Source organism: Corynebacterium sp. HMSC06C06 (assembly GCF_001807295.1).
GTDB lineage: Bacteria > Actinomycetota > Actinomycetes > Mycobacteriales > Mycobacteriaceae > Corynebacterium > Corynebacterium striatum.
On record NZ_KV788489.1, the window covers coordinates 1 to 26,256 of the forward strand.

General features: G+C 58.3%; 22 protein-coding genes and 2 tRNA genes. 14 read left to right on the plus strand and 10 right to left on the minus strand.

Annotated features, from left to right (window positions below):
• Window positions 1-421: 421 nt before the first annotated feature.
• From HMPREF3153_RS05100 to HMPREF3153_RS05135, 8 genes are all read left to right on the plus strand, one after another.
• On the plus strand, window positions 422-2,215 hold the full coding sequence (locus HMPREF3153_RS05100) for a GmrSD restriction endonuclease domain-containing protein (RefSeq protein ID WP_070420220.1): 1,794 nt from the start codon (window positions 422-424) through the stop codon (window positions 2,213-2,215).
• A gap of 31 nt (window positions 2,216-2,246) precedes the next feature.
• Window positions 2,247-3,119, plus strand: coding sequence for a hypothetical protein (locus HMPREF3153_RS05105; RefSeq protein WP_235429948.1), 873 nt, complete (start codon window positions 2,247-2,249; stop codon window positions 3,117-3,119).
• Window positions 3,120-3,184: 65 nt separating this feature from the next.
• On the plus strand, window positions 3,185-4,771 hold the full coding sequence (gene serA / locus HMPREF3153_RS05110) for a phosphoglycerate dehydrogenase (RefSeq protein ID WP_070420221.1): 1,587 nt from the start codon (window positions 3,185-3,187) through the stop codon (window positions 4,769-4,771).
• 119 nt (window positions 4,772-4,890) lie between these two features.
• Entirely contained in the window at window positions 4,891-5,907 is a 1,017-nt protein-coding gene (locus tag HMPREF3153_RS05115) for a 3-isopropylmalate dehydrogenase (RefSeq protein WP_070420222.1), read from the plus strand.
• Window positions 5,908-5,928: 21 nt separating this feature from the next.
• Entirely contained in the window at window positions 5,929-7,782 is a 1,854-nt protein-coding gene (locus tag HMPREF3153_RS05120; RefSeq protein WP_070420223.1) for a DUF294 nucleotidyltransferase-like domain-containing protein, read from the plus strand.
• Window positions 7,783-8,427: a 3'-5' exonuclease gene (locus tag HMPREF3153_RS05125; protein ID WP_049062903.1), complete on the plus strand. Its 645-nt coding sequence runs from the start codon at window positions 7,783-7,785 to the stop codon at window positions 8,425-8,427. It begins immediately after the preceding gene.
• 126 nt (window positions 8,428-8,553) lie between these two features.
• Window positions 8,554-9,363, plus strand: coding sequence for a fumarylacetoacetate hydrolase family protein (locus tag HMPREF3153_RS05130; RefSeq protein ID WP_172954267.1), 810 nt, complete (start codon window positions 8,554-8,556; stop codon window positions 9,361-9,363).
• A 157-nt stretch (window positions 9,364-9,520) separates the two neighbouring features.
• Window positions 9,521-10,003 carry a class I SAM-dependent methyltransferase gene (locus HMPREF3153_RS05135; protein ID WP_246817168.1) on the plus strand — a complete coding sequence of 161 codons (483 nt, stop codon included), beginning with the start codon at window positions 9,521-9,523 and terminating at the stop codon, window positions 10,001-10,003.
• A gap of 27 nt (window positions 10,004-10,030) precedes the next feature.
• Here the strand turns inward: HMPREF3153_RS05135 and HMPREF3153_RS05140 are convergent, their stop codons facing one another.
• Complete coding sequence (locus HMPREF3153_RS05140; RefSeq protein WP_049062899.1) at window positions 10,031-11,134, minus strand: isochorismate synthase; 1,104 nt, start codon at window positions 11,132-11,134, stop codon at window positions 10,031-10,033.
• Window positions 11,135-11,354: 220 nt separating this feature from the next.
• Here HMPREF3153_RS05140 and HMPREF3153_RS05145 point away from each other — a divergent pair, with 220 nt between their 5' ends.
• Window positions 11,355-11,954: a CE1 family esterase gene (locus HMPREF3153_RS05145; RefSeq protein ID WP_080972053.1), complete on the plus strand. Its 600-nt coding sequence runs from the start codon at window positions 11,355-11,357 to the stop codon at window positions 11,952-11,954.
• Window positions 11,955-12,001: 47 nt separating this feature from the next.
• On the opposite strand, the gene HMPREF3153_RS05150 is transcribed toward HMPREF3153_RS05145, so the two are convergent.
• Genes HMPREF3153_RS05150 through HMPREF3153_RS05180 form a run of 7 tightly spaced genes read right to left on the minus strand, consistent with a single transcriptional unit; the run spans window position 12,002 to window position 21,160 of the window.
• The gene (locus HMPREF3153_RS05150; protein WP_049062898.1) at window positions 12,002-13,408 is read right to left on the minus strand and encodes a choice-of-anchor M domain-containing protein; all 1,407 of its coding nucleotides are present in this window, start codon (window positions 13,406-13,408) and stop codon (window positions 12,002-12,004) included.
• Window positions 13,405-14,370 (minus strand): anchored repeat-type ABC transporter permease subunit, encoded by a 966-nt coding sequence (locus tag HMPREF3153_RS05155; protein WP_049062896.1) that lies wholly within the window; start codon window positions 14,368-14,370, stop codon window positions 13,405-13,407. The genes HMPREF3153_RS05150 and HMPREF3153_RS05155 overlap by 4 nt, the downstream gene beginning before the upstream one ends.
• Window positions 14,367-15,098, minus strand: a complete 732-nt coding sequence (locus HMPREF3153_RS05160; protein ID WP_070420224.1) for an anchored repeat-type ABC transporter ATP-binding subunit — start codon at window positions 15,096-15,098, stop codon at window positions 14,367-14,369. Before HMPREF3153_RS05160 ends, HMPREF3153_RS05155 begins: the two co-directional genes overlap by 4 nt.
• Complete coding sequence (locus tag HMPREF3153_RS05165) at window positions 15,085-16,017, minus strand: choice-of-anchor M domain-containing protein (protein WP_246817169.1); 933 nt, start codon at window positions 16,015-16,017, stop codon at window positions 15,085-15,087. Before HMPREF3153_RS05165 ends, HMPREF3153_RS05160 begins: the two co-directional genes overlap by 14 nt.
• 57 nt (window positions 16,018-16,074) lie before the next feature.
• On the minus strand, window positions 16,075-17,595 hold the full coding sequence (locus HMPREF3153_RS05170; protein WP_083280956.1) for an anchored repeat ABC transporter, substrate-binding protein: 1,521 nt from the start codon (window positions 17,593-17,595) through the stop codon (window positions 16,075-16,077).
• Window positions 17,595-18,689 carry a choice-of-anchor M domain-containing protein gene (locus tag HMPREF3153_RS05175; RefSeq protein ID WP_070420226.1) on the minus strand — a complete coding sequence of 365 codons (1,095 nt, stop codon included), beginning with the start codon at window positions 18,687-18,689 and terminating at the stop codon, window positions 17,595-17,597. Before HMPREF3153_RS05175 ends, HMPREF3153_RS05170 begins: the two co-directional genes overlap by 1 nt.
• A gap of 56 nt (window positions 18,690-18,745) precedes the next feature.
• Window positions 18,746-21,160, minus strand: a complete 2,415-nt coding sequence (locus HMPREF3153_RS05180; protein ID WP_070420308.1) for a choice-of-anchor M domain-containing protein — start codon at window positions 21,158-21,160, stop codon at window positions 18,746-18,748.
• A gap of 218 nt (window positions 21,161-21,378) precedes the next feature.
• Here HMPREF3153_RS05180 and gltX point away from each other — a divergent pair, with 218 nt between their 5' ends.
• The 3 genes from gltX to HMPREF3153_RS05195 all read left to right on the plus strand — a co-directional run bounded on the left by gltX (window position 21,379) and on the right by HMPREF3153_RS05195 (window position 23,347).
• On the plus strand, window positions 21,379-22,887 hold the full coding sequence (gene gltX, locus HMPREF3153_RS05185; protein ID WP_210385552.1) for a glutamate--tRNA ligase: 1,509 nt from the start codon (window positions 21,379-21,381) through the stop codon (window positions 22,885-22,887).
• 280 nt (window positions 22,888-23,167) lie between these two features.
• Window positions 23,168-23,239: transfer RNA gene (locus HMPREF3153_RS05190), tRNA-Gln, on the plus strand.
• A gap of 35 nt (window positions 23,240-23,274) precedes the next feature.
• Window positions 23,275-23,347: transfer RNA gene (locus tag HMPREF3153_RS05195), tRNA-Glu, on the plus strand.
• A gap of 106 nt (window positions 23,348-23,453) precedes the next feature.
• Here the strand turns inward: HMPREF3153_RS05195 and HMPREF3153_RS05200 are convergent.
• On the minus strand, window positions 23,454-24,086 hold the full coding sequence (locus HMPREF3153_RS05200) for a hypothetical protein (protein ID WP_070420227.1): 633 nt from the start codon (window positions 24,084-24,086) through the stop codon (window positions 23,454-23,456).
• 105 nt (window positions 24,087-24,191) lie between these two features.
• Entirely contained in the window at window positions 24,192-24,485 is a 294-nt protein-coding gene (locus HMPREF3153_RS13015; protein ID WP_005531701.1) for a hypothetical protein, read from the minus strand.
• A 273-nt stretch (window positions 24,486-24,758) separates the two neighbouring features.
• Here HMPREF3153_RS13015 and HMPREF3153_RS05210 point away from each other — a divergent pair, with 273 nt between their 5' ends.
• The gene (locus HMPREF3153_RS05210) at window positions 24,759-25,565 is read left to right on the plus strand and encodes a hypothetical protein (RefSeq protein WP_223197353.1); all 807 of its coding nucleotides are present in this window, start codon (window positions 24,759-24,761) and stop codon (window positions 25,563-25,565) included.
• Between the two features lie 41 nt (window positions 25,566-25,606).
• The gene (locus tag HMPREF3153_RS05215) at window positions 25,607-26,197 is read left to right on the plus strand and encodes an HD domain-containing protein (RefSeq protein WP_070420229.1); all 591 of its coding nucleotides are present in this window, start codon (window positions 25,607-25,609) and stop codon (window positions 26,195-26,197) included.
• The last annotated feature ends 59 nt before the right edge of the window (window positions 26,198-26,256 follow it).

The following is a 26,256-nucleotide window of genomic DNA, read 5'->3' on the forward strand; positions in this document are numbered from 1 at the left end:
GATATCAGGTGTCCACCAAAAAGGGGTCAGGTCCCTTCACCTCCTCTCTTAAGGAGTACCTTTATTATAGCGCGCTAGGACGCTATGGGTAAGTCGAAAATCGGAAACTTTTCGACCCTGATATTTAATCTGTCCTGTTGTGCGTCGGATTGCAGGCTCGATCACGCAAAGATCCCACAAACGGGCTGGCAACCGTGCTAAAGGTGGCAAGGGTGGCGAGGTGGCATGTTTCTGACCTGTGACTATCCCGATGCCGCTGGTCGCGAATCTGGCGATTATTGATGAGCTGGGTTAAGAACCCGCTCGATGTTACTGCTTAATTAGGCGGCGCATTTGTGGTTTTAGAGTCCGATTTTGTCGGAATATGTGAGATATATTTCTGGACGGGCAAGATGCTGGGAGCAGGGGTACAGTCGGAACCATGGGTTTTACCACGCCAAGCTACGATCTTAATGACCTCTTCGCACGCATCGACCGCGGCGATATTCAACTTCCGGATTTCCAACGTGCCTACTCCTGGGATGAGGACCGCATTCGTTCCCTCATTGTTACCGTGCTGCGCGGCTACCCAGTGGGTGCTCTGATGGCGCTGGATACACGAAATGAAACGATGCGTTTTAGGCCGCGTCCTCTCGCCGGCGCGCCGGATACTGGCGTTAATCCTGGCTTGCTACTGCTGGACGGCCAGCAGCGCTTGACCACGCTGTACCATTGCTTCCGCGGCAATGGCTCGGTCGACACCACTGACTTCCGTTCGAAGAAGATCACCCGTACTTTCTACGTTGATCTGCACAAGGCAATCTCGGAGGAGATTATGCCCGACGAAGCAGTGTTTGCTGTGAACCAGCATGGCGAGCTGCGTTCGCACTTTGCCCCAAATATTGAGGGCACAATTGTGGACCGCGAAACCGCGCTTGATGCCTGCTGCATCCCGGTTTCGGCGCTTCTCAGCGAAGAGGGCACTAGCATGCTCTTTGAGCTGGCTGCGGCACACGATGGCGTGAACCGCGACGTCGTATCGGCGTTCAACAACCGCATTTTGCGCCCCCTGTCTGGTTACGACGTACCGATGATCCGTCTGTCTCGTGAGACCGCTCGCGCTGGCGTGGGTTCCATCTTCGCGCAGGCCAATTCCGCTGGCTTGCAGATGGACGTCTTCGACCTCCTGACCGCCGTCTTTGCATCAGAGGATCCTGATTTCCACTTGGCGCAGGACTGGGCAGCGGTAGAGGCTGATCTGCGCCGCTCTCCAGCACTCGACGGTATTGGACGCAACGAGTTTCTTTCTGCGGTATCCCTTTATGTTTCCGGTGAGAAAGGCAAGGCGGGTGGGCAGCGCGAGGACATCCTGCAGCTTTCGCTCGCGGAGTACAAGGCGGCGTCGGCAACGCTGCGCATCACGTTCCGAGAGGTTGCGGAGTACCTTGCGGAGCGCTGCATCCTGAGCTTAGAACAGGTTCCTTACAATGAGCAGATCATTCCGCTCGCCGTCATCCTTGCTCGTCTGGCCGAGCGCCACGGTGTGCTCTCTAAGAAGGAGTCGTGGGATCGCCTCAATCAGTGGTTCTGGAGTGGCGTGTTTGGTGAGCTTTATGGCTCTTCCGCGGTTAAGCTGCGTGCAGCGCGTGACGTCGACGAGGTCACCGCATGGGTGGCAGGGGAGTCCGAGGTAGTGCCGAAGACCGTCCAAGACGCAACGTTCCGCGAGTCTCGTCTGCTTTCCATCGACGAATCCGATGGCGTCTGGCATGGCCTCTACGCGCTGTTGATGGCCCGCGGTGCTCGCGATTGGCGTACGGGAACCGAATTCAATCGCAATACCTTCGAGGAGCTGAAGCCGGGGTTCTTCCCGGTCTTCCCACTCAACTGGTGCAAGCGTCATGGCGTGAGCGAGGTGCTGGCAAACTCGGTACTCAACCGCACCCCAATGGGTAAGCGCACGGAAGTCGTGCTCGATGGCTACGCGCCTGAGCGTTACCTGCCGCGTGTGCAGTCTAAGTCCATCATGGAGGATGCTGAGTTCGATGAGGTATTGTCCTCCCATGAGCTCGACATCGATCTTTTCCGTTCTACCCGTGCCCAGGAATTCTTTATTGACCGCCGTGAGCGGTTCGTAGGAATTGTCGAGTATGCATTGGACAAGCAGGTTATCCGCGATGTCGACGAAGCAAACCTCTCTGGCGGCGAGGAGGGCCCGCAGGCCTTTGCGCGTTAGGCAGTTCCTCGCGCTGTCGTTAGCCGCCGTAATGGTTCCCACCATCGGCGGCTGCTCTGACATTGGTCGCGGTCAAAAACTCGTCACCCCTGAGCTGGCGGAGCTTGCAAATGAAGACATCGATCTGGCGCGGGCGGCGGCTGAAAACACCAACCGACTGATCGATCCTGCCTTTGTGGGGAAGACCACCGTTGTCCAAGACCCGTGGGGATTTGAGTCGGCACGTCTGTTCTTCAAACAGTCCCATACGCTCTTTGTGGCTGAGAACTCGGACGCAGCTAAGTTGCGTGCTGCTTCAATTGCAGTCTCCCAACGAGCGCCGATGGTGGTTTATGACGATTCGGTGCGCAATGATATATACCGCTTGGCCGAAGACGTCGGCGCCAACCTTATCGTGACCGTGGGCAAGGTGCCGTTTGCGGATGCCTTTTACCCTGGCGAGGAGAGGCAACACCAAGTGGTCCGTGACCCCGGCAATACCAAGGCGCTCGGCGAGTACACTGCGTTTGGGTTTACCTCCAAAGTGATTGTCGATCCCAACCGTATGGTGGAGGAAGTTGCCGCCTTAGACTCGAATGAAAAGATTGAATTGAAGGCGGCTTGGGAGCCGCTGCCACAGCAAATCTCGCATAAGAAGATGCCTGCAATCCCTGGTTCGGCCCGTAGGGATGGCCAGATGTCACCGAATATCGTTGCGACCTCCCAGAGTCCCATTGCAAATGTTGTGAATGCCAATGCATACGGTGGAACCGTTTTAATCATGCCCGACCCTGACCCCAGTGCCACGAAGGTAGGGGCTGCGATGGTAGCTGGGTTAGAAGAAGGGCCGGTAGTTGCACTTGGCCCCGAATTCGGTTCAGCGAAAGAATTTAGCGCAAAAATTTCCCGCGGATGGACGGAATAAACTACACTTCCATGCAACGTATGCGTTAGGTATACGTTCGCCCTCCCAACCAAGTTAAGGAAGTCATGTCGAAGCCGGTTGTTCTTATCGCCGATAAGCTTGCTCAGTCCACCGTCGCCGCTTTGGGCGACTCAGTAGAAGTTCGGTGGGTCGACGGTCCCAACCGTGCTGAGTTGCTTGCGGCGGTGCCAGAAGCTGATGCATTGCTGGTGCGCTCCGCCACTACAGTCGACGCCGAGGTGCTCGCCGCGGCCACCAACCTCAAGATTGTTGGCCGTGCAGGTGTGGGTCTTGATAACGTCGATATCCCCGCAGCTACCGCGCGCGGCGTTATGGTCGTTAACGCCCCAACCAGTAACATTCACAGCGCCTGTGAGCAGGCAATTGCTTTGTTGCTTGCCACAGCACGCCAGATTCCAGCGGCTGACCAGTCGCTGCGTCAGGGGGAATGGAAGCGTTCTTCCTTCAAGGGTGTCGAGGTATATGGCAAGACCATCGGTATCGTTGGCTTTGGCCACATCGGTCAGCTATTCGCTCAGCGTTTGAAAGCATTTGAGACCACCATCATCGCGCACGACCCTTATGCAAACCCGGCTCGTGCGGCAGCACTGGGCGTGGAGCTTGTCGAGCTTGAAGAACTGATGGCCCGTGCTGACTTTGTGACGATTCACCTGCCGAAGACTGAGGAAACCGCCGGCATGTTCGACGCCGAGCTGCTTGCCAAGGCCAAGAAAGGCCAGATCATCATTAATGCTGCGCGTGGCGGACTCGTCGACGAGCAGGCGTTGGCGGATTCCATTAAGGCGGGTCACCACCGCGGTGCTGGCTTCGATGTTTATGCCAGCGAGCCGTGCACAGATTCCCCATTGTTCGAGCTACCGCAGGTGACGGTTTCCCCGCACTTGGGAGCTTCGACCGTCGAGGCCCAGGATCGTGCTGGTACCGACGTCGCAGACTCGGTTCTCAAGGCGCTGTCTGGAGAGTTCGTGGCAGATGCCGTGAATGTCTCGGGTGGTCGTGTGGGCGAAGAAGTTGCGGGCTGGCTCGACCTAGCTCGTAAGTTGGGCCTTACCGCTGGCAAGCTGCTGGGGCAGGCGCCCGTGGCTATCGAGGTCGAGGCCCGTGGTGAGCTTTCCAACGAGGATGTTTCTGCGCTGGGACTCTCCGCTGTCCGCGGTTTGTTCAGCGGCGTGGTCTCCGAAGCAGTCACCTTCGTCAACGCTATGCAGATCGCAGAATCCCGTGGCGTCAATGTTGAGGTTCGCACACACACCGAGTCCAAGGGTCAGCGTTCCTCCCTTGTTGTCACCGTCATTGGTGCGGACGGCGCGACGTCGCAGCTCACTGGCGCTATCACGGGTATCGACGGCGTTGAGAAGTTCATTCGCATCAATGAACGCGGCGTCGACATGCGCGCCACCGGCCGCAACCTGTTCTTTAGCTACGATGACGCCCCAGGCGCCCTGGGTACCGTGGGTACGAAGCTCGGCGCTGCCGGCATCAACATCGTCGCTGCAGCTCTTACGCAGGGCAAGACGCCAGCCGACGCCGTGCTTATTCTGCGCGTCGAGCGCGAGGTTGCAGAAGAGTTGGTTGAGGACATCAAGGTTGCCCTCGGTGCAGAGTGTGTCCAGCTGGATCTGGACGCCTAGCCTGACGCTTTCTGCTTAATCCGTCAATCTGACCCCCATGTGTTCCCGCTGCATGCGGAATGCATGGGGGTCTGCTAATGTGACCGTGTATCCATATTGTGAGAAGGGAATCCCGCAAAATGAAACTGGCGGTTATTGGCGGAGACGGAATCGGCCCAGAAGTTACTGCAGAGGCCCTCAAGGTGCTCAACGCGGTACGGGACGACATCGAGACCACCGAGTATGACTTGGGTGCGCGTCGCTACCTGCGCAATGGCGAGCTCCTCACCGATGCCGACCTTGCCTCTATTCGCGGGCACGACGCAATCCTGCTGGGCGCTATCGGCGCGCCAGGTCAGGTTCCCCCGGGAATCCTGGAGCGTGGGCTGTTGCTGAAGATGCGTTTCGCCCTGGACCACCACGTGAACCTGCGCCCCTCCAAGCTGTACCCAACGGCTACCTCGCCGCTGGCGAACCCAGGAGAGATCGACTTCGTCGTCGTCCGCGAGGGCACAGAGGGCCTGTACTGCGGCAACGGCGGCACCCTGCGTGAGGGCACTTCGCACGAGGTGGCCTCCGAGGTCTCCCAGAACACCCGCTTCGGTGTTGAGCGCGTTGTTCGCGATGCCTTCGAACGCGCAATGGGCCGCCGCAAGCATGTGACCTTGGTTCACAAGACCAACGTCTTGGTCAATGCCGGTGGCTTGTGGCAGCGCACCGTAGAAGAGGTGGCTAAGGAATACCCTGAGGTCACCGTGGACTACAACCACATCGACGCCGCCACGATTTACATGGTTACTGATCCTGGCCGCTACGACGTCATCGTCACCGACAACCTTTTCGGCGACATCCTCACCGACCTGGCTGGCGCTGTGACCGGCGGTATCGGCCTGGCCGCGTCTGGCAACATCGATGCTTCCGGCACCAACCCTTCGATGTTTGAGCCGGTCCACGGCTCGGCGCCGGACATTGCGGGAAAGGGCATTGCTGATCCAACCGCCGCCATTTTGTCTGCAGCGATGCTGCTGCGTCACATTGGCGACGAAACCAATGCGCTGCGCATCGAGGAAGCCGTTGCTGCCGACGTCTCCGCTCGTGGTAGCGAGCAGCTCGGCACCACCGAAATTGGTGACCGAATCGCCGCCGCACTGGCCTAAAAGTCGCTACGCTGTGGGTGCATGAGCGTTGAATTAGACGAGGTTCGCAGTTTCCTCGCCCAGCACGAGCCCTTCTCCCGCCTTCCGGAGGAGGAGCTCGACGCGCTGCCCGCGCACCTAAGCATTGCGTATTTTCGCCGCGGTGATGTCATCGTCCGTCTTGGCGAAGAAAACTTCTTCCTACATGTCATCCGTACCGGGGCAATCGATGTCCTCGGTGAAGATGGCGTGCTTTTGGATCGTCGCGATCCCGGGCTGACCTTTGGCTATTCCACGTTAATGGGGCAGCCGGAATCTCGTTACGAGATGATCGCTGTGGAAGACAGCTTGGTCTTTCGCCTGCCACAAGAAGCTTTTACTCAGCTCGCCGAACGCAACCCGGACATCGCGCGCTTCTTCTCGGCGCAGTCTCGGCAGATCCGTGCCGCTGCGCGCGAGCTTTCCGACGCCACCACGGGCGACGCCCTGCGCACACCTATTGAAGAGATCACCCGCACGGACCCGTTGCAGGCCGATTCCACGACGTCGATAGGCGCAGCTGCCCAACTCATGTTTGAGCATGGCGTGTCCTCCCTGCTCGTGGTTGACGGTGGGGAACTGACCGGAATTGTGACCGATAGGGACCTGCGCTCGCGGGTGCTTGCAGTAGGCCGTGACCCGCAGGAGGCGATCGCGGAGATTATGACGCGTACCCCGGTCACCGTGAACGCTAGCGCGCCAGCCATGGAAGCGCTGCTGCACATGGCAGAACGAGGAATCCATCACTTGCCCGTCGTGGCCAAAGGACAGTTGCGCGGCATCGTTACCCAATCCGACATCACGCGTTTGTTGCAGAACGACCCGCTCTATCTGACTGCGGATCTTTCCCGCAAGAACTCTGCCGAGGAGCTTGCTGGTTCCTTCAACGAGGCCACCGCGCTCGCAGCACGCTACGTCGAGCGCGGCTCCACGCCTTCGGAAGCAGCGAGCCTCATCACCATCGCGGCAGACGCAATCGCGCGGCGTTTGTGTGTGCTTGCCGAGCGCGAGCTGGGCGCCCCACCAGTCGACTACGCCTTCGTGGCGGTGGGTTCCCAGGGCCGGCGCGAGATGGCGCTTGCCTCCGACCAGGACAATGCACTGGTGTTGGCGGACGATTATGACGAAGCTCTCCATGGGGAGTACTTTGCGCGACTATCTTTGTTCGTGTGCACCGGATTGGACAAGGCCGGCCAGGTGCTGTGCCCGGGAGAGATGATGGCGATGACGCCACAGTGGCGCATGACGGTGACGCAGTGGGAGAAGACCTTCCACGAATGGATTACCGCACCGCAGCCGGACGCGCTGCTCAATGCGCAGATCTTCTTCGACTTCCGCGTCCTCTACGGCAGCCGGGAACTGGGCGAGCGCGTCCATTCTGCGGCCGTGACCATGGGCAAGGGGGCTCGCCGCATGCATGCGCACCTGGCGAGTTTGGCTGCCCGCCGTGAACCACCGCTGACCTTCTTCCGCGGACTGGTGGTGGAAAGGGACGGCGAATACGCCAATACCCTAGACATCAAGAAGGGCGGTACCGCGGGAATCGTGCAGATGGCGCGCCTTTTTGCTTTGGCCATCGGCAGCGAGGAGGTCGATACCCGCAAGCGTCTGCGGGAGGCTGCGGGGGACTCACTAAGCAAGATGGGAGCCCAGGAGCTTCTCGACGCCTTCGACTACCTGCGTTCACTTACTCTCGCGCATCAGGCACGGCAGCTGCGCGATGGCGTTGCGCCGGACTATCACATCGATCCGAAACAGCTGGGCCGCCTCGAGCGCGAGCGCCTGCGTGACGCATTCCGCGCGATCAAGAGCATGCAGAATGCCCTGGCCACGAAGTATCCCGTGAGGAACATCTAGATGGGACTCTTTGATCGCTTCGTGCAGCGCCTCGATTGGCAGCGCCCTGATCCGCGCACGCGCTTAGAGGACCTTCCGCTGTTGGCTGTCGACATGGAAACCACGTCGCTGGATCCAAGAGAAGGCGCGATTGTTTCGATTGGCTGGGTACCCATTAACGGCGGTGTTATCGATCTCGGCGGCGCCGATTACGTGCTGATTAAGGGAGCTACTGCTGGCCAGATTGAACAGTCCGTGCACATCCACATGTTGACCCAGGACGTGGTGGATGCGGGCGTTGCAGAAAAAGAAGGTATATCGAGACTGCGCGAAGCCTTGCAGGGGCGGGCGTTGCTGGCGCACTTCGCAGCGCTTGAAGTGGGTTTTCTTAAGGCCGCCTGCAAGCGAATTTACGGAGCTGCGCCGCGCCTTGATGTGGTGGATACCTTTGCGTTGGAACGGCGCCACATGGAACGCATGGCCACGTACCCGCGTGGGGAGGATCTCCGCCTTGCGCGCGTTCGGCAGCGTTACGGCCTGCCCAATTACGGCAATCACAATGCGCTTAGCGACGCCCAGGCATGCGCCGAGCTCTTCCTTGCCCTGCGCCACGACCTTGCGGGGATGACGTTGAAACAAGTGGTGGCGGCGTCGGATCGGCGATAGGTTATGCGATTTCAGCTTCAGGTCACGGGTCCACGCTGGGTGCAGGAGAGGTCTTGGAGGAATTCGCAGAATTCAAATATGACCTTAGCTAACGTGTGAAGATCCCATATTGGTAGCATGGCCGTTATGCGTTTAGGACGAATTGCTCACCCAGAAGGAATCTGCTTTGCCATCATCGACGGGCCGGAGGACGCCCCGCTCGAGGAGCTTGTGGCTAAGGAAATCTCCGGCACTCCATTTACCACCCCAGAACCTACCGGACGCGAATGGAAGGTGAGCGACGTGCGGTTGCTCGCCCCGACTTTGCCCACCAAGGTTGTTGCCCTGGGCCGCAACTACGCGGACCACGTGGCTGAGGTCTTCAAGGAGTCCGCTGAGCACCTTCCGCCGACAATCTTTATCAAGCCATCGACCGCGGTCGTCGGGCCGAACGTGCCGATCAAGATTCCAGACTTTGCCACCAACGTAGAGTTCGAGGGCGAACTGGCCGTTGTTATCTCTAAGGTTTCTAAGAATATCAAGGCTGAGAACTGGAAAGACCACGTTTTGGGTTACGTCATTTGCAATGACGTTTCCTCCCGCGACCTGCAGTTCAAGGACGGCCAGTGGGCGCGTGCAAAGGGCATTGATACCTTCTGCCCACTGGGTCCATGGATTGAGACCGACCTGGATTCACTGAACCTGGATGATCAGAAGATCAACGCCTACCTGACCCATGATGGCAAGCGTGAGCAGAAGCAGGACTCCAACACTGACCAGATGATCGTTAAGATGGGCGGCATCCTGGAGGAGATCTCCGCGGCTTATACGCTGCTGCCTGGCGACGTAGTAACTACCGGTTCTCCGGCTGGTACAGCGCCGATGGTTCCGGGCGACACCATCGAGATTGAGATTCCGGGTCTAGGCTCGCTGATCAACCCGATCGAACGCGCTTAATTTGGCGAAAGGTAGACCCATGCCCCACGTGGACAGTATGCACCATCATGAGCACGATAATGAGAGGCATGGGTCAACTCATGGCCCAGGGCATCTGCCCACCCGGGAAGAGTTTGAGGAACGCTACGCACAGAGCCAACAGATATGGTCTGGCAATGTGAACGCAACGTTGGTTGACGAAGTAGCTGACCTACGGCCCGGTACCGCGCTTGACGTCGGCTGTGGCGAAGGCGCGGACCTCCAGTGGTTAACTGACCGCGGGTGGGAGGTGCTTGGCATAGACTTTGCGCCGACTGTTGTGCAGCGTTGCTTGGATCGTGGGCTGCATGCAGAGGTGGCAGACTATAACGAGTTTGAGCACGAACCTTTTAATTTGGTGGCGGTGCACTATGGCGGCATCCCGGCGACCGAGGAGGGTGTGGCCAAGCTTGAGGCCTTGACGAGTGATGTTTTGGTCTTTGTTCACCACGATCTTGAATCAGATGCCGTTGCTATGCCCGCGTGGCTTGCGGAGAACCTCAAGGAGCTTGAGGTGGTCAAGCTGGATAAGCGGGAACGCCGCGTCGAGGGCGGCGCAGGTGCCCACCATTCCCACGACGTGGTTTTGGTGGCCAAGCGCCCAACTGAAGCTGCTGGCTAAAGGGCTAGGGGTTCGACGTTCCGAAAGCTAGAGGCCCAAAGCCTTGAGGATGGTGCGTAGCTTTGCGCTCGTCTCGGCGAGCTCTTCTTGAGAGTTAGAGGATTCAACGATTCCGCCACCGGCCCAAGCTCGCGCGGAGAGGCCGTCGCCTGCGACTTCGGCGCAGCGAATGGCGACCATGTACTCGCCGTCGCCAGAGGAGTCGCACCAGCCAACGGCGCCGGCATAGAAGCCGCGGTCGGATTCCGCAGTTTCAATGAGCGCTTGAGCAGCCTCAGTTGGAGTGCCACAAATTGCTGGTGTGGGGTGCACCAGGAGGGCGAGCTCGAGTGCAGTGAGCTCTGGGTCCTTAAGAGTTCCTGCGATTGGTGTGCCTAGGTGCCACATTTCATTGGTGCTGATGAGCTCCGGGGTGGTTGGCGCGCGCAGGGTATCGCAGAGCGGAGTGAGCACGCGGCGTAGATGATCAACGACGAACATGTGCTCGTGGAGATCTTTTGTGGAGTGTAGTAGGTCCTGTCCGGCGAGGTGGTCGCGGGCGCGGTCTGCTTGGCGTGGGGCAGAGCCTGCTAGTGGGAAAGCGGTTACGGTAGAGCCCTGCTTCTTGACCAGAACCTCAGGGGAAGAGCCGACCAACATTGCGCCGGGACGTCCTGCTGGAGAGAGATCCGCGATGAAGCCGTCACGGTTAGCGGAGAGATCGATAAGACGTGCTGCGACGAATCGGGGGTCGACCGGTGCGGCAAATTCGATGTCTACCCCACGAGCCAAAACTACCTTGTCAAGCTTTGAGGATTGAATTGTGGCGATTGCAGCATCTACTCGACGCAGATGTTCCTCAGGCTCTGGGTCGAAACCGGTAACGCGCGCATTGAGGGTGCCCTGGCGGTAGTACGCGTGTGGTTCCAGCGGTCCGTCTTCGCGAATGATGGAAGCGGGTTCGGTTAGGGCAACAGCTTCGTCAGGGTTGAAGGGAAGGGCGCCGACAATCATTTCTGCGTTGCCAGTTCGAAGGGCGTTAATTGCGGCATCAGTGTCAGTGAAGGTCTTTTTCGCTCCTTGGGTGCGGACAGATCCTGTGGCGCGGGAGAGCAAAAAGTCGGGGGCCGTGGAGGGTCTGTTCGCATGCATGGGTATCTAGCTTACTTCTTTGCTGAAAATTCACAGAATTCCGCGCGTTCAAAGATGCCTGTGTGAAGAATGTGACTATTGTGGCAAGGGTAAATTTTGCCCTTGATTAAGGAGTTGTCGGTGTTAGACCTGGGAAATTGGACGAAGAAGGTAGCTCGTTCGGCGATGGCTGTAGGAGCTGCTGTCCTCGTCGTGAGCGGCCCAGTTCAGCCAATCCCGAATGGGTAGTACTGGCGCTGCTAACGAGGCAATCATTGTCTATCCAGAAGGCTTTGAGCGTGCTTGGGAAGCGGCTCCCTATGCCAAGACCCGCGATGGCGAGGACATCCGTTTCATCCAGCGGATCTTGGACGCGGTCGATGCTGATTACCGCGTAGACCACTCGCGCGTATACGCAATGGGTATGTCCAATGGTGGTGGCTTTACCTCGGTATTGGGCTGCCACGCACAGGAAACATTTGCAGCTATTGCCACTGTTTCCGGTGCTTTCTACAACCCGGTAGAGGTCAACTGTGTTGATGCGCCCATGCACACCCTCATCATGCATGGTGTCAATGACCACATGATGCAGTATGAAGGCGGAACTCACCATGAGGCCGGGTATCTTCCCGTTCGCGATGTGGTCGGTGGTTACCTTAATCGCAACCGATGTGATGTGACCTTCCAAGCCGAGCAGAACGGTCCTCTGGCAGAGCGACTCCGCTTTAACAGCTGCCTGAAGACCGTCGAGCTGCTTAAGGTCAAGGGCGACCATACCTGGTGGCATGAGCCGGACACCTCCAACGAGGTATGGAATTTCCTGTCCGACAAGCGTAAGTAGCCTCGTGGCTAGGACCGGTGAGGAGCCCAGCCACTAGGCATTAGTTCCTAGCTCAGCGTGTTACTCGGAAACTGCTGGGCGGGTACATCGTTTTGTCGGTTGCGGTTTCGGAAGAACTGCACCCACACGAAAAGGCCGGTGCCGAGGAGCAAAGCAAATACCCCCATTCCTGCGAGGAATCCTGCCCAAAAGTTAAACAAAGGCATCTCGTAGCTCATCTCTTGCGCATCTGTTTCCACATATCCTTGCTCGTCACCTGCGGCAAGATTATGGCTTTTAGCTGGATTTCTAAGGCCATGGCCCTTGGCGTCTTGTGTCTTCTTATCGCTCTGTTTGTCCGCTGTTTTCTGGGCCGTGCCTTTCCCGGAATTGCCTGCGCCGGAGTTCTTTGGGCTGTGGTCGCTCGTGGTCCCGCCTGAACGCATAGCGGGTGCAGTCTTACCGCGTTGAGCTGAGCCACCAGATTTTTGTCCGTCGGACGAGTCCTTTGTCGGCTCTTTCGAGGTCTTCTTCGCCGTCGTGGAACCTGTCTTGTCTTTCTTAGCGTTCTTGGTTGCAGTGGGCTTTGCGGAACTAGGGCTGCCTACTAGCTTCTCTGCTTCCTTGAGCGTTCCAGCTAGGGTTTTGTCGAGGCCGGCGATGGCTTTGCCAGTATCATTTATGTCCTTGGCCAACTGCTGGGCCTTGTTTCTTGGCTTAGCAGTGGACCCCCCAGCGTCAAAGCCCAGATTGCACAGTTCCGAGTCCGAGGTATTGCTACCCACCAGGAATGGCACCTTCATGGAGTGCTCGGAGCCATCGGACATGGTGAAAGTAAACGTAACCGCGTATGCGCCAGGCTCGGTAAAGCCAAGATTGACGTGAGTGTGTGAACGGTAATAGTCCCACGCCATGCCGGGGTCTTCGCTGTCGAGCCGCAGCTGGTGACCGGTAAGCTCGTCTTCCCATGCGACGATACGCCCACCGGCCGGCGCGCTGTTGAGCTCCATTGTCAGCTGTGCCGTATCGGAGTCCGTCATCGTGGACAAGTGGAGAAGCGAGAAACCGAACCAGGGGCGGGAGTATTCCTGTTTTTGCGGCAGGAGCCACGCATTGCCAGAGATACCTGGGAACCCGAGATCGTCGAGGGAGCGCGTCATTGCGTCGTCTACCATAACGACGAACTCGCCCTCTTCGCGCTCTACGTGGCTACCACTGCTGTCATCGTCGACGGTAAAGCGCAAAGGGCCATCATTGTCGTCGCGTACCGCTAGATCCTGGTGACCCTTTGTAATTCGGTAAGCGTTAGCAAGGCTGCATGATTCTTCAGCATGAGCCACGGCGGTGTTGGCATACGTCGGCATGAGAACGGGAGCTGCGGTGCCCAACAGAGCGGCTGCGCCCAAGGCAAGCGCTGTGCGCGGGAGACGAGTACGAGAAAGCTTGGAACGGAGTGGTCGTTTTACGAAGTTCATGCTGAAGGCTCCTTGTCGGTTTGGTTCTGGGTTTCGCTAGCTACAGGGGCGGAAATGGATGGGGTTGAAGAACCTGGAGAGGCTGCGTCCTTAGTTGAATTCACTCTCGGCTGGCGTGACGGCCTGCGTTGGAGTAGTGGGGAGACAAGCCAGGCCAGAAGGAACAAGGCCGTCAGTACTAGGACGATGGTCGCGCCCGCGGGCAGGTCGATGGCCCATGCGAGGTAGATACCGGCGAAGCTCGCCGCGGCGCCGATGAGACTAGAGGCGCACATCATGGCGCCAAGCGAGTTGGTAAGCAGCCGGGCTGTCGCAGCCGGCGTGATGAGAAGGGCCAGCACCAAGATGTTGCCGATGGTCCCCACTGAGATGACAACCGCGGCGGTAACGCACAGGTAGAGAACCAAGTCCAGAGCGAAGACTGGAAGTCCCATCGCGCGGGCGGTCTCTTTGTCTAGACACGCGGCTGTCAGCTGCGGTCCGAGCAACACGATGACGCCCACCACGCAGACGGTTACTGCCGCAGCGGTGTACAAATCAATGCGGGACACGCCCGTCAGTGTTCCGAAGAGGAAACTGGTTAAGGAAGCCGTGTAGCCCTCAACACGCGAGATGATGACCATACCGAGCGCGAAAGACGCGGCAAAGAAGATTCCGATGACTGAGTCTTCCCGTAGGTTACGACGCTGTGAGAAGCCCGCAATGAGCAGCGCCACGACAGTCCCTGCGACGGCGCCGCCCAAAAGCACAGAACCCTGCAAGGCGAAGGCGACCGCCAGCCCCGGGAACACGGCGTGGGAGACGGCGTCACCTATGAAGGCCATTCCGCGTAGCACCACGTAGCAACCCACCACACCGCAGACAATGGCAGCCAATATGGAAATCCCGACCGCACGCGCGAGAAAGTCCAAGTGCGGATTCGCCAGGTCTCTAAAGAAGTCAATTAATGTCACCTCAATCATGCGGCGACTCCAATCGCGGACAGCAAGGGAGAGTCTGCCTGAACACCGAACGTAGCGACCCACGAGGCGGCGTCGCCAAGCACGAGCTCTGCTGGTCCATCTGCCACCACACCCCGGTTGAACAGGACTAGGCGATGGCAGGAGTGGGCGGCTTCAGCGAGGTTGTGGGTGGACATGACGATGCTCGTCCCTTGGTGGCACAGCTGGTCAAAAAGGAAAAGCAACTCCTCTGTGTTGGGCGCATCCAGCCCGGTGAAAGGCTCGTCGAGCAGCAGGACTTCCGGTTCAGTGGCAAGGGCTCTGGCGATAAGTACTCGTTGGCGCTGCCCACCGGAAAGCTGTGCAATGGGTCGACGCGACAATTCCTCGAGGTTGGTCAACTCCAACGCCCGGCGAGCGGCCTCATGATCCACGCGCTTGGGGCGTCGGCACCAACCGATAAGTCCTGTGCGTCCGCCCAGGACGGCACGATAGACGTTTATAGGGAAGTCCCACTCCACGTCGTGGCGCTGCGGAACATAGCCCACGGCAGCTGTGCGATCGATGTTGCCTCGATACGGAATGAGGCCCAGGATCGAGCGCATAAAAGTTGTCTTGCCAGCACCATTAGGGCCCAATAGGCCGATGAACTCGCCGCGGTCAACCCGCAGAGATGCATTTTCGATTACGTTTCGACCGCTGAGCGTGACAAATACGTGCTCCGCGCTAATCACCTTAGAGGTTTCCATTATCTGCCTTCCTGCGTGAAGAGGCGACGAGCATCGCCACGGACCCTACGAGGACCAGGGCGCCTAGCCCCACGAGGGCCCATATCCACCACGCCAATCCAGAATCGGCCTTCTCATTTACCGCGGCCGGATCCCACTCGGTGTTTTGGGCCTCCGCCACGTCGGTGTCATTGCTCACCGCAAAGGTGAGGACGCCGTCTGTGCTGAAGTCACTACCGTCCTTGGTTTTGCCGGAGAAGCGGACTCCTACTTGATGCACACCGGGTTCGGTAAAGGTCCAGTTCGCATGGGTGTGGGTGTTGAGATCGACCCAAAAGCCTTCCTGCTGTTGCTTAGCAGTGGACCAGAGGACTTGGGGTGCCTCAAAGCCGCCGTTTTGCAGGAACAAGGAGAACTCACCGGGGCCGGAATGCCCGAGGAACTCCAAGGTGACGCCACGATCGACGGCGTCGACAAGCGAGGGCGACTGAGTATTCCAACCTACCCACGGCACCCCGGCTTGCTCTGTCTGTGGAACAACCCAAACATTTTGGCCAGGGGTGCCGCCAACGAAGTCGAACTGGGCGTCGTCAGGCAGCGCCAGCTGTGCGTCATCGCCGACCTTGAACACAACGTCGTTCAAGTCTCGCCACACTGGGGTGGCGGCGGAATCGTCACGCGCCAAGAACTGCGCCTTACCGTCGATAAATTGCGCGCCCACATCGACGTGCCCATGGTCGATGACAGCTTCGGTGCCAGGCTGCGCGATCTCCTCGTCCCCCGAGACCACCTGGGCCAGATCGCCTGCCCACGCACTCGGAACCGGAACCACCGAGGTCACCAGCACTGTCAAGGCGGTGGCCAACCCTAGGAAGACCACGGGGAGACGGGTGAGGAGGGAACCATGTGGAGTATCGGGTGAAAGTAAAAATCTATGCATGAGTGTTTCCTTCTGCGGTGTGTGTCGTTGTGTGCGAGTGAGGGGGCGTGAATTGGGTTAGGCCAGACATCGGCGAAGCGAATCAGCGTTGAAACGCATGAAGTCGATGTAGGTGGGGACGCGTTCGTCGAGGGTGTCGCCATAAATGGGGCAGACTGCCACCCCTAGTTGAGCTGCGGCTTCAGTGAGCGTGGCGGTGCTTGATTGCTGAGTGGGCTCGACAAAGACTGCGGGCAGCTGGAGGTTTTCCAGCGTGCGGCGCAGCGCGATGACGTCGCGGGGTGAGGGTTCGATTGCCGGGTTTGGTGTCACGAAACCAGCCACCTGCATTCCATAGCCCTGTTCGAGGTAGGCGTAGCCGTGGTGCGGCGTGACCAGATGCCGGCGGCTTTGCGGAATGGCGTTTAACTGCGCTGCGACGTATTCATCGGTCTGACGTAACGAGTCTGAATAGGATTGTGCTCGCTTGCGATAGTCCGCGCCATGGGTGGGATCGACGAGGGCAAGTTGGTCCGCGATCACCTCGGCCTCGGCAATGACGTTGTCCACGTCGTGCCACAGGTGCGGGTCCACCTCGCCGTGGATGTGCTTGCCCAAGACCGCCTGGGGAAGGAGATAGGTTTCCGAACCCGGCCGGCCGAGGAAACGATAGCTTGGGTTCGGGGGAATCTCCTGCAGCGTTGAAGAGGGAAGCGTTAGGGCAGTAGTCGCTGGATCGAAGTGCTTTCCATTGTCTTGGAGGTCAATGGTGCTGCCCGCCATGTTCGCGGTGATGTCCACGTGGCCTTCACTAAGTGCCTGCATCCCGTCAGGTGGGTTAACGCCCACAGCCACGGTGATCTCGGTGCTTTCGGTCGGCTCGGTATCGCCCTCCTTGGAGTCCGCGCGGAACCCAAGGTGGTAGATGCCCGGCTTGGAAAAGCCCCAGGAGACGTGGGTATGAGCGTTGGCCGGCAGCCGCGCGGTGTCCTCGCGGGCGGAGATACCATCAGCGCTGTTGAAAAGAACCTCTGGGGTGCCAAAGGTAGTGACCACGTATGCGGACACATCACCGGGCCCCTCTGCAGAAACCATGCTCAGCTCAACGGCGTGAGAGTTTGCTGGGGCATCCTGGATGCGCAGGCCCAGCCAGATGGCGTCGAGGGCGACGTTTTCTACGAGTGGGACCAGCTTTGCACCACGGGTTGAGGCTTGATCGGAGACTTCAACGACGGGAGCCGACGACGTCTCGCGGAGGGTGTCCATCAGCGCTTGGGGTTCGAGGAGATAACCGTTGGCGAAGGTGACGTCGGCGTTCGCTGCGTCGCGGATGGTACGCAGGGAGGGCTCAAAGGTGTGCGGGTCTTTGCCTGCAGGAATGAGCGTGGTGACGTTGACGTCAGGTCCTGCGACGTTGCGAACAACGTCGGCGAGGATTGGCGTAGTGGCTACTACGTTCAAGGCCGCGGGGTTGGGCGTCGCGCCTGGATGTAGTTCCGCTTGGCCTGCACTGGTACAGGCGCTGAGAGCGAGTGCGCTTAACAACGCCCCCAGCACCATGCATCTGCGCAGCCCAAGGCTAGGGATTGGGTATTGCATTAGTCGCGCGCCTTAGCCAATGCGAGACGAGCAACGCCCAAGCCAAGTACCAACATTCCACCGCCGAGGATTGCGATGCCCCAAGGCAAGTAGCTCCTGGGTTCCCTGTAAGCACCTGCTACTGATTGCAACTCGACGTCGGTATCCGGATCACCTTCCCCAGCGTGGGCCGCGGCTTTTTTGGAGCGGTGCTTGTTGCGGGATTTCTTCTGTTCAGCCTTGGCTTTTCGTCCGTCACCCGTGGTTCCGTTGGACGATCCTCGGGAGGAGCCGTTGCGCGAACCTGCAGCTGCGCCGCTTCCAGCACCGGCAAGGCCCGCGGCGGACGAGCCACCGCTGCGGGATACTCCGGAGGCGGCGGAGTCGGAGGATTCTTCCGAACCGGAGTAGTCCCCGTCCTCGGACGCCTCTTCATCCGAGGACGCTGCCTGTCCATCGCCCACGTCCCAGGTGTAGGTGACGGTGTTACTGGTGTCTCCGTTGGAGGCTGCCTGCACCGTCATGGTATAGATTCCTGGTTGGCTAAACGCCCAGTTGACGTGACGGTGCGCTGGGTATGGCTGATTGATGACATCGCCGCTGGTCAACTCCAGTGAGCCGGAGTTGGTCACGGCGTTGAGCTCGCCAAAGCCAGCGGTTTCGAAAACATAGACGGAACCTGGTCCGCTGACTTCACGGAACTTGAGATCAACGTCGGTGTAGCCGGCCTTTTGGGCGGGCTGGGTGTCCCACCCGGGCCAAAGGATGTCTTGTCGCTGCGTCTGGGGCAGGTAGTAGGTGGATTCGCCGATTCCGTCGATGCTCTCAGTGACGTCGGACCACGCGTTCTCATTGACTTTCAAAATCACGTCATTGCCTGGTCGCTCCACGGCAGCGCCCGTGATGTCTTCTTTCATAGACAAAGAAAGCTGACCATCGGGCGCAGACACGAAGAACGCGTCGACGTGCCCGGAATCGAATACTTCCTGTGCATGCGCCTTAGGCCACGGTGCGATGCACACCGCTAGCAAACATACCAAGAGCAGGCTAAACCTCCGCCACAGCTGGCGGGTATGGATGACAGGCGTTTCTAACAGGCGTACGAGTGAGTTCATTAAGATGGGTCCTGAATGAGTTTGGGTGAGTTGGGGAGGCGAGGGGAGTCCTCGGATTAGCGTCCGGTAAGACCACGCATCCACCGGTCAATTTCGGCGCGGTGATCGCGGTAGAAATTGAAGAACGCCTGGAAAATAGTTGCCAGGACCACTGGAAGCACGAGCGACAACGGATTAAAGGAGGAACCCTCCCCCTGCGGCTGTGGCTTTGGCTTTGGTTTAGGTGCAGCCGACGTCGAAGACGGTGCTGGTTTAGGAGCAGGGGCCTTAGACGTGGAGCTTGGTGCAGGCTTTGGCTCTGGCTTATCCGCGGCACAGTCAGCAATAGCTTTGTCACCCATTGCCATGGTGAGATGCTGTGGCTGGGAAGCAAGCTTCTTACCGTCTGTCGTCTCAGCGGTGTAGGTCACCTCGAACTCATAGGTACCTGGCTTGGAGAAAGCCCAGTTAGTATGGGTGTGCGTTGGAAACGTGGTGTCGATCGTGAAGTCGTCCTTAGTGGAGTCCACGAGAATCTCGCCTGGGCCACCGAGATTACCGGTGAGCCACATACCGAACGACGCCCCTTCAGGCATGGAAACCGGCTTGATGTTCAGCTGAACGACGCCGCCCTTGTAGTCCTTGTAATTGAGTTTCTCGGTGTTATAGCCAGGCCAGATAACGTCGCGTTTTTGAGTCTGCGGAAGCAAGAAAGTCTTTTCACCGACCGGGCCCATGAAATCGAAGCTTGGGTCGCCATAGTTCTCAGGGCGGGAGATCATTGCATTGTTGTGCACCGCAAAGACGACGTCGTCAAGCTTGCGGTAGGTCAGCCCTGAAGCACCGATGTTTGTCTCATCCTTGAGCTTGGTCTCAAACGCATCGCCCTCGCGAACACCCATGATGTCGACGTGACCGTGGTCCAGGGAGAGTTTCGCAGAGCACACCGTGTCCTCGGCGTTCTTCCCTTCCGTTGCCGGGACAGAGGTCTCTTCGGTTGCTGGAGAGGTCGTCGGATTGGCTGAATTTTCATCGGATGGAGCCTCGGCTACGCCGAGCTTTCCGTCGGCTTCGTAGGTCTTGCCGGACTCGTATTTGTCTGTCAAGACGACTGAGCCGGATCCCGTCTTAATTGTTGGATGAGGTGCGACGGTGACCTTCACTTTAGCCCCGTTGTAGAGTCCCTCGTCCTCAAAGAGGAACTCGGCGTGCCCATTGTTGATCGCAGCGTCAAAATCCAAGGTGGCGAAGTTAGAACCGCGTTCGTAAAGACCGCCGTTGATAAAGCCGGAGAAGCTCTTGTCCTCGGTATCGACCACAAGCTTGGATACAGAATGGTCGACAGGCTCGATTCGCGTATGGAATGCAGGTGTCGACGGAACGGTTTCTTCCATCGGTGCGAAATTGCGCGGCTTGTGCGATTCGTTCCACTTGTCAGCGGACTCGGCGGAATCCGTCGATACTTGACTCTGCGGCGTGTAGGCGAGCGTTTTGGAGATCCAGCGCGGTGCGTCGCCCTCAGGAGTAAAGACCGCCTGAATCTCAGAGTCCAGTGGGCCGAGGAACTCATCCCACTGCGCCACGCCATCGCTTACGGGCAGATCGGTGAGGAAATAGCCGTCGATAAGCAGCGTTAACGTGCCCGAAGCCTTGTTTTCTGCATTGAAGCTAATGGTGGACAGGTTCTTGTCGCCGTCCTTTTCAGGATTGGACTTCGGCGCAATGCTGAGCTTGTAGCCTGCCGCAGAGGCATCGCCCTTAGTCGCGGCTTCGTAGCGCTCCTGCAAGGAACGAGTCTGGCTATCGGCAGGCTTCATGCCTCCTACCTGTAGGGAAGTGGTGGTCGGCTCCGAGGCAATGAGCGTGCCGTCCTTCTTGCGCGCGGTGGTGCGGTAGGTGACCTCGTAACGCCCAGGCTTCGTGAACATTGTGTAGTTGTGCGTGTGCGTACCAGCGGTGAGCTCAGCAGAATGCGCAGAGCTCGGTGTTGTGCCGAGCATCCGGCGAAGGCCGGCTGGTGAGTTGTGATAGTTGAAGAGCTCGAAGTCGCCCGGACCATCGACAGACACGATGTCTAGGGACGCGTACTCGTCGCGGAAGTTTTTCACAGGCAAGCCTGCATCGGCGCCGAAGCCGAGCCAAATCGGATCGTGGGAGCCAGTAGGGTTGTGAGGAGCAGCGTAGTAGGTTTCGCCGGGCTTTCCGATGAAGTCGAACGAGTTATCTGCAGGAAGAGTGAATTGGTACTGGTTTCCGCCATCGCGGCCCCAGCCTTTTCCGATCCACGCGACGGTATCTGGCAGCGGCGTAGTGGTTGAGTTGTGCTCAGACTTTAGGACGAAGTTGTCGCCTTCCCAAAATGTCTTTGGGGAATCGACGTGACTTTGGGTTGCGATTGCTTTTCCGTCGTCAGGACCCGCGAGTGCTACTCCAGGTGTGAGAAGCGAGAGGGTAGTGAGAAGAGCTAGATAGCGAGTGCGGTTACGAGCCACAGCGTGGAGACCTTTCTTCAGTTCTGGTGTGAGTTCTACACTATAGAAAATGAAAATCATTTCAGGGAATAGAAACTCGCTCCCGCATTAGTCGCTGGGAAAACTTAATGAATTTGACTTTCGGTTACCCCAATTTGGGTTCAACCCGTCGCTGGGGAGGGTAGCGCGGGGTGATGCATGCTTGGCCGGTGGTACGGCGCTAAAGCGCCTGCACTACCATGGTCGGCATGACTGAAACTATTTCTGACGTACGCGTACGTTTCTGCCCATCGCCCACCGGCACCCCGCACGTGGGCATGGTCCGTACAGCCCTGTTTAACTGGGCTTACGCCCGCCATACCGGTGGCAAGCTCGTCTTCCGCATCGAAGACACCGACGCTGCACGTGACTCCGAAGAGTCCTACCAGGCGATTATCGATTCGCTGAAGTGGCTGGGCATGGACTGGGATGAGGGCGTTGTTACGGGCGGCCCGCACGAGCCTTACCGCCAGTCTCAGCGCATGGACATCTATGCCGATGTTCTGGAGAAGCTGAAGGAGGGTGGCTACGTCTACCCGGCTTATTCAACTGCTGAGGAAGTGGAGGAGCGCCACAAGGCGGCTGGCCGCGACCCGAAGCTGGGCTATGACAACTACGACCGCGATCTCACCGATGAGCAGATCGCTGCATTCGAGGCTGAAGGCCGCAAGCCGGTGTGGCGCCTGCGCATGCCGGAGCAGGATTGGACCTGGAAGGATCTCGTTCGTGGCGAGTTGACCTTCAAGTCTGAGACCCAGCCGGACTATGTTGTTGCACGTTCCAACGGCGCGCCGCTTTACACTCTGGTTAACCCGGTCGATGACGCGCTCATGGGCATCACGCATGTTCTGCGCGGCGAGGACCTTCTTTCCTCCACTCCGCGTCAGTTGGCGCTCTACGAGGCTCTGAAGGAACTCGGCATCGCTAAGCAGACCCCTGAGTTTGGCCACCTGCCATTCGTTATGGGTGAGGGCAATAAGAAGCTGTCCAAGCGTGACCCGCAGTCCAACCTCTTTAATCACCGCGACGCCGGCATTATCCCGGAGGGCATGCTCAACTACCTGTCCCTGCTGGGCTGGTCTCTGTCTGCGGATCAGGACATTTTCTCCGTGGACGAGCTCGTTGCGAACTTCGATGTGGAAGACGTTCTGGGTAACCCGGCTCGTTTCGATCAGAAGAAGCTGGAGGCTATTAACGCCGATCACATTCGGTTGCTGGAACCCGAGGTCTTCGCGCAGCGTCTGCGTGATTACCTGACCGAGTACACCGATTTCCCGGCTGACTATGACGATCAGAAGTTTGCCTTCGTGGCAGACCTCGTTCAGACCCGCATCAAGATGCTGGGCGACGCCTATGGTCTCATGAGCTTTCTGGTTACTCCGGATTCCGAGCTGGAGCTCGACGAGAAGTCCGCAAAGAAGAACCTCAGGGAAGATGCGGTGCAGCCGCTGGAGGTCTCTATTGCTCGCTTGGAGGAACTGGAAGAGTGGAAGACGGACGCCATTGAGTCTGTACTGTCCAAGGCCCTCATCGAGGAGCTTGAGCTGAAGCCGCGCAAGGCCTACGGAGCTTTGCGCGTAGCTATCTCCGGCCAGCAGGTCTCTCCGCCACTGTTTGAGTCCATGGAGCTGCTGGGCAAGGAGTCCACCCTCAATCGCTTGCGTGCCGCTCTGGCTGTTACGCCGTTCCAGGCGCCCGCGAAGCAGTAGTGGCAAAGATGTAGCTACTAGCTAGGCACTTCTCGTGGCCCCATTCCCGCAATGCGTTGGGAGTGGGGCTGCTGTCTTTGTGGGCGCCTGTAAATGGCCGCCACCGGGCAAAGCGCATCGATGTAATTAGAACGCTTTCAAAGCCACCTTATTAGCCCCAAAACCCGCAATGACATCGCGATTTGTGTGAAAACCGAAACGGTGGCTATAGTAATAAACCGTTGCAGCGAGCAACACCGCGGGGTTTGACTCCAAGGTAGTTGAGAGCTCAAAGCGATAATGGCCTATGGTGTAATTGGCAACACTACGGTTTCTGGTACCGTCATTCTAGGTTCGAGTCCTGGTAGGCCAGCAGTGATGACTGCTAAGCAGAAGTCACAGTTCTATGCCCCGTTCGTCTAGCGGCCTAGGACGCCGGCCTCTCACGCCGGTAACACGGGTTCAAATCCCGTACGGGGTACAAATAGAAAATCTCGAAACACTTTCCAGGTGGTTAGTGTTTCGAGATTTTTGCTTATGGTTTAAAAATCGTGCGTACCGATCGCTGGCGCTTTTGACTCAATGCCCTAGACGATGAAAATCGTGGCGTTGTTGCCGCCCTTGCAAGTGATCAGCGAGTTTTCGGACACGGTGCAGCTCATCTGATAAGTCTTGCCGGTTACTGGGCTAGCAACGTTTAAGGAGCCGGGGATATACCCGCGGAGGTCCTCTGCAGGGCTTGGGGCGGCATTGATAAGAGCACTGGTGGTTTCCTTGGCAAAGTCACAGCTGGTGTTGGGGCCCGCCATGAGGAAGTTGATGTGGTAACCGTCACCCATCATGCACAGCTCGGATGGGGCGTCGTTAACCGTCACCTTCGTTCCTGGAGCGTTTCCTGCCTGTACGCCGAGGGAGTCGATGAGCTTCTGGCGTGCGTCTTGGTCGGTGACGTGGTTAGTGGGGGCTTCTTGGCCACCGTCTTGTGGGGTTGCCTGCTGTGCCACGGTTTGTGGTGCGTTAGGGTCCAGCGTGGGCTGCGGGGCGTCGGGGACAGAAGCGCCGTTGGTTTGCTGAAGGGCCTTTAACTCTTCAAAGCTGTTGTTGAAGCTTGGCTCAGCCGGGGAGGGTTGATCGCTCGGGGCGGGGCTGCAGGCCGCAGCAAAGCCGCCGGCGAGTGCGATGGTGGCCAGCGTTAGCGGAAGGCGTCGTGAAGCAAACATGCCCTAAGCCTAACGCGGATCGTGTGGCGTATGTCCGAAAAGATGAAAACCGTCACCTCTAAGAAAGAGGTGACGGTTGAGGTAGCGTTTATAGCTTGCTACCGATTAGTGGTCGTCCCAGTGGCCCTCGTGTGCAGCGTGGCGGTGGCCATCGTGCAGGTAGTCAACATGATCGCCGTGAGGGATGGCAACGTGGCCGCAGCCCTCGCCATGTTGGTGATCGTGGTCAGCGTGCTCATGGTGCTCGGTGGTCTCGCACTCGTCCCAGTGGCCCTCGTGCTCACGGTGGATGTGGCCCTCGTGGAGGTAGTCGGTGTGATCCTTGTGAGGGAAAGCAACGTGGCCGCAGCCTGCGCCGTGGACGTGGGTGTGCTCTTCGTGGATGGTGTGGGTGCTTATGGAAAGCTCCTTCAGGTTGGTGCGGTTTGCCCGCGTTTTCAGTACGTTTTCATTTAACAACATTTTCATTCCAATTTCAATAAACCGCGCTAACTTTTTCAAAATATTTTCAATTTCACTCCTTGTCGGTGAAACTCTGAGCCTTTTCCTGGTCTTTCCCTGGCTTCGAATGGGTGAGCCGGGAAGGGGGTGCAAGAGGTAGCGCGTGTAGGTATAGGAAAAAATTGGTGAAAGCGCTATGTTATGGAAGTAACTGAAGTGAAAGGGGAGAAGATGCGAGGCTTAAAGAACGGCCTGGTCGCAGCTGCTGCGGCCTTCATTGCAGTAGCGGGAGGCCAGGCCATTGCGCAAGCTGCGCCGGGTGTATCTGTGACGCAGGGGCAGGTTGTGATGACGGCTGAGGGGGCCAGCTGCACCGTAGGCTATGTTGAGGGTGACCGTGCCTGGACGGCTGCGCACTGCGGCCTGTCGGGGCAGCAGGTTTATAACCAGTTTGGCCAGCACGTAGGAACGTTGCGTTGGTTTAAGCCATCGGGCGCTGCAGAACATGACTTGGCGTATATCCAATTTGCGGCTGGAACGTATAGTGGGGGCAACCCAAAGACGGGTGACGGTATTCGCCCGGTTCCTGCACCAGGTACTGATGTTTGCATTAATGGGCGTCTGAGCGGCAACGACTGTGCACAGGCTATTAATGGTCCGCGTGACTTCGATGGCATGAACTATGCCAACAACATCCCGAAGGTAAATGGTGACAGTGGCTCGGGCGTGTACGTCCCGGGACAACCAGGCGTTGTCGGAATCTACCAAGGTGGCACCGTTGTCTCACGTAATGGACAAACGGCCTTCTTTAGCAACTACGCGCGCATGCCTTACGCGAACGAGCTCGCCGCACTTCCGCATAAGGGCTTTGTCGCCCGCCGTCCTGATATTGCCACTCCACGCAATATCGTCGAGGTTCCTGGCGTCGAGTTACGCAAGGTAGGCGACCAGGTGGAAGGCCTTGCCACCACGAGCAGTGAAGGCTTTGGATTCGATGCCATCCGTGGCATTGCAAACAACTACGGCATTATCATCTAGTCACTAGTGACTAGTGACTGTGGCTTGAGAGGGGCGAAACCATGTGGCAAAACACTGGGTCTGAAGTTCTCACGCCGCGTATTTTGCGTGCGCTAGACGTCGCTGCGCGGGCACACGACGGACACTATCGCAAGGGGAGCGATACCCCATACGTTTCGCATCTATTTGGCGTGATGCACCTCGCTGCAGCGCAGGGGCTGGCGGACGATATCCGTGAAGACGTCCTCATTGCTTGTTTGCTCCACGACACGTTGGAGGATGTCCCTGAGCGCTATTCGGCCCAGCAGATGGAACAGGACTTCGGCCCGCACGTACTGAATATCGTCCGGGGAGTAACTAAGGATGACTCCTTGGAATCGTGGCGCGAGCGTGCAGACGCATACTTGGCTCACCTGAGGGGTGCCTCCGAGGCGTCGGTCATCGTCAGCGCCTGCGATAAGCTTCACAACCTCAGTTCTATCCTTGCCGACCATGATGCTTATGGCGATAAGCTGTGGGCGCGGTTCAATAGCGGTAAATCAGACCAACAGTGGTGGTATGGGGCCGTCTTTTCCGTTGTAGAACAGCGATGCCCGCAACTGCCGCTGCTCGGTGAGTACCGGCAGAAGCTAGAAAAGCTGCGGGCTCTGTAGCTTAGAACTCAGTAGTGAGCTGAACTCAGTGTTGAGCTGAACTCATAATGCGCGGAGCC